The organism is Bacillus sp. LL01, from assembly GCF_001037965.1.
On the sequence record NZ_LFEL01000226.1, the window covers coordinates 1 to 3,669 of the forward strand.

Genomic DNA, 3,669 nt, shown 5'->3' on the forward strand with positions numbered 1-3,669 from the left:
AAGATACCAAGTGTAATGATTAGTCGTTTACGCAATTCCTCCAAATGACCAACAAGATCCATACCTTTTTCCATCATGAACACCTCTCAATACAAAAAGAAAGATGCAAGTGAATAAGTTACTTACATCTTACTAGTATKAGTTTATTTACATTACATTTTCATTCTTCGCTTTTGATTGCTTTCCTTCTGACTCATCATCCGAAACCAATTCTCGTGTTGATTTCTTAAATTCCTTTAATGTTGAACCTACTGCACGACCGAGTTCTGGCAATTTTGAAGGGCCGAAAATGATTAATGCAATCACGAGCACCAAGATTAATCCAGGAATCCCTATATTTTGTAACATAACGTTGACCTCCTTTTCATATGACCGTTTTAAGCAGTTGCTCCTTTTGCGGGAAATAATTAAACAATTTATAATCGGCTTTTTGGTTACAGACCTGACATTTGTAATTTCCGAATTTTTTATCTTCATGAGAAAGCAAGTGAATATGCGGAAGGTGAATGACCTCTAAACCTTCCTTTACATGTTTAGTACAACCCTTGATCATTCTAAAAATACTCCTTCCACTTTGAGTCAAATTGTTATTATTTAAAGCTTCCACCTTGAACAGCAACTAAGCACGAACGACCGAAGCTGTATCCAGGATACTGGTYCCACGTATCAGGATGCTGAACATCTATGAATAAGGTTGTTTCATTAGGTGTTAACCATGGACCGGTAACTTCACAGCCTTTTGGACCTGATGCAAATTGTTGTGGAATTCCGTAGTTTTTCCCGTCTGTTGGGATCATGAATACTCCACAGTTTTTATAAGCTGCATATACATTGTCTTCTGTAGCCCCGAAGTCTTCTACAACCCAAAGGTTTCCTTTGCTATCAAAGTGAAGGTTATCAGGACATGTGATCCCGCTTGGCTGCCCGCCAGCGACAAATACTTCGAACGTGAACGTATCACTGCCATGATCACCATTTGTAGGAGCAAATCGAACAATTTGACCATGGAAATTCCCGTGGTTTGAGTTATTCGTTAACGCTAAGAAGACTGTTCCATCATGTGGATGAATTTCTACATCTTCAGGACGATCTAGTAATGTTCCTTCTACCACACGAGCTGCTGCACGTGCATTCGTTAAGACATCGGCTTGGTCAGCAAATTTCGCTTGAAGAGCTGGATTGTTAGCATAATCAAGCGCAACCCATTGCTGCTTTCCAAGGTTGGCAACATACAATATTCCTTTTTCTAAAAGATCGAAATTTGCTTCACGGTTAGTTGGATTGTACTTTTTMTCACTGATAAATTTATAGAAGCACTCATCACGTTTATCATCACCCATATAAACGACAACTTTGCCGTCTTCTGTTAAGCCCATTGCTGTGTTTTCATGAGCGAAACGACCTAATGCAGTATGCTTGCGTACTGGCTTCTTTGCATCAAATGGATCGACTTCGACAACCCAGCCGTAATGCTCTTCCGTGAAATTAGGCCAGCCATACGAACTTGCATATCCTGTATTTTCCTCACAAGATAACGCTGTATTCCAAAACGTGCGTCCTCCACTACAGTTTCCAAGTGATCCTTCAACTGCTTTGGCACCTTTAACAGCATTACTTCCACGAGCTGGACCTGTTAATTCGATCTTCGTCGTACCATCTACACGACGGTTATATGTATCATCTTTTACAAGCTTCCATTCTCCTTTTTCCTTTTTCACACGAATAACAGACCCACCAACTGCTTCTTTTTCCATTGCTAGTAGTTCGGGAAAGTCACTTAGACTTTTTTTATCAAATGTAGATGCATTAATTCCTAGCATCTCCATGTAGTTTCCCGGTTCTGGGAATTCATGGTTTACCCAAATAAGTCCCTCTTCTGAATTGTTGCCGCCTTCTAAGCTATCAATCGGAAAGTACACGGTAAGATCAGCTGCATCCCCGAAAATTTCACCTTTTGTGTTAATTTCATCTCCATACGAAGCAACAATGTTATATTTATAGCCATTTGGCRAAACTAATTCATTTTCCCAAGTACGTTCAACAGGTTTAAACGGAACCGTTAGTGGTTTGCCGCCACCTTTAGCTTGTCCATCCATTAAGTGATCTGCTGTCATAGCACTTGCTTTATTTGATATAGCATCAATTCCTGTTGATGCTGCAACTAATGCCGCAGTACTGCTTCCCATGTAAGTTAAAAATTTACGTCGACTAAATTCTGTAGACAATATAAACACCTCAACTTTTGTTTTTTCAATACAAAAATTATGTTACCGTATAACTATTAATCTACTATTGAGGAATTGTTGAATTACTGTAAAAATAATGAAAATATGATTCTGTCTATATTTATAAAGAGTAGAATTTTTCTGCTAGACACCAAATCTATTCAAAACAAAAAACCACTTCCTCTAGTGAAATGGTTCGAATCATCTTACTTTTATTTTTTCATTTGAATCGATCAAAAATGGTGATCTTTCTATGAAAAGAGAGATAGCCTTTTATTTATTAGCTTGTTGTGCAATGTATCGCTTATGCCCAAAAAACCACCGTAAATGAAAATTGTAGGTTCATAGATTTAGGGATAGGTTTTAGTTTATTTTATTAATAAAAAAATACCCATTTTCAGGGTATCTAACATCTTACCAAAATCATTCGAAATAGATCTTATCCATTTTCGGTTTCTTATCCATAACCCCAATATTACTGCACTTATTATAATCTTCGAGTTTTAATTTCTTTATTTGATAGGAAGTCATAAATTATCCTTCGCATAAGCAAATTCATCATCATATACTCTCTCCTGAAAGGAAAAGGTGTTCCTGTAAGTGGCAATGCATTTTCGTGATATAAGGATCAAGTTCCTTAAGATTCATTGATGAATAGATTGAGAATGTTGGCAATTTGTTAAACCCACAGTATTCAAATGTCTTATGAATGGGAAATAAAACTTGCTCTTCACTTAACCCTTCTAAGAAATCCTCTTTCGTACCCTTAAACGCTGATTCCCTTGCCCCCCACGTAACAGAAAGCATGTATTTCTTTTTGTTAAATTTTCCTCCTTGTCCAAATTGCTTAGACTTGCCAAAAAATATATCAGGGATAAAAACGTCATCTATATATTTCTTTAAAATCCCCGGCAAGCTAAACCAATAAATGGGTGTTTGGATAATGATGATGTCAGCCCATTTAAACTTCTCAATTTCCTCAGGTACTCGATAACCCTTTGCAATAGCGGTTTGTACTACTTCAAATTCATTCGTTGTGAATTCTTCAATATACTTTGACATTGTGTTATTTAACTCCCCTTGCGCCCTCTCAAAGTAATCTTGTCCGTTAATTAGCAATAATTTTCTCATCTAGTACCTCCTTGAATACTCTGTAWATTAAGGTTACACTATTTCTTGAAATCGTTACAGATGATTATTCCGATTAAAAGGATCGTTTTTTTCGATAGAAAGGAGTTAAAATGGACATTAAACATCTTCAAACATTTCTAGTTGCATGTGATACATTAAATTTCACAAAAACAGCAGAGAAACTTCAATATGCTCAATCCAGTGTTACAGCTCAAATAAAGAATTTAGAAAACGAATTGAATCTTCAACTTTTTGAACGTCTTGGAAGAAAATTAACCCTCACTCACTCCGGAGAACGATTAAGGCAATATGC

General features: G+C 36.7%; 4 protein-coding genes. 1 reads left to right on the top strand and 3 read right to left on the bottom strand.

The features are described from left to right. Positions 1-147 precede the first annotated feature (147 nt). From AB685_RS28430 to AB685_RS28445, 3 genes are all read right to left on the bottom strand, one after another. Entirely contained in the window at positions 148-348 is a 201-nt protein-coding gene (locus AB685_RS28430; RefSeq protein ID WP_047973966.1) for a twin-arginine translocase TatA/TatE family subunit, read from the bottom strand. 242 nt (positions 349-590) lie between these two features. Then, positions 591-2,225, bottom strand: coding sequence for an alkaline phosphatase PhoX (locus AB685_RS28440; protein WP_053073990.1), 1,635 nt, complete (start codon positions 2,223-2,225; stop codon positions 591-593). A 561-nt stretch (positions 2,226-2,786) separates the two neighbouring features. Next, positions 2,787-3,356, bottom strand: a complete 570-nt coding sequence (locus AB685_RS28445) for an NAD(P)H-dependent oxidoreductase (protein WP_047973968.1) — start codon at positions 3,354-3,356, stop codon at positions 2,787-2,789. A 110-nt stretch (positions 3,357-3,466) separates the two neighbouring features. Between AB685_RS28445 and AB685_RS28450 the strand changes: the two genes are divergently transcribed. Further along, positions 3,467-3,669 (top strand): LysR family transcriptional regulator (locus AB685_RS28450; RefSeq protein ID WP_047973969.1); only part of this gene is annotated, 203 nt, incomplete at its 3' end.

What these genes read in the sequence shown, in the direction of transcription:
- AB685_RS28430 (WP_047973966.1), bottom strand. Translation starts at nt 348, where the DNA reads ATGTTACAAAATATAGGGATTCCTGGATTAATCTTGGTGCTCGTGATT.
- AB685_RS28445 (WP_047973968.1), bottom strand. Translation starts at nt 3,356, where the DNA reads ATGAGAAAATTATTGCTAATTAACGGACAAGATTACTTTGAGAGGGCG.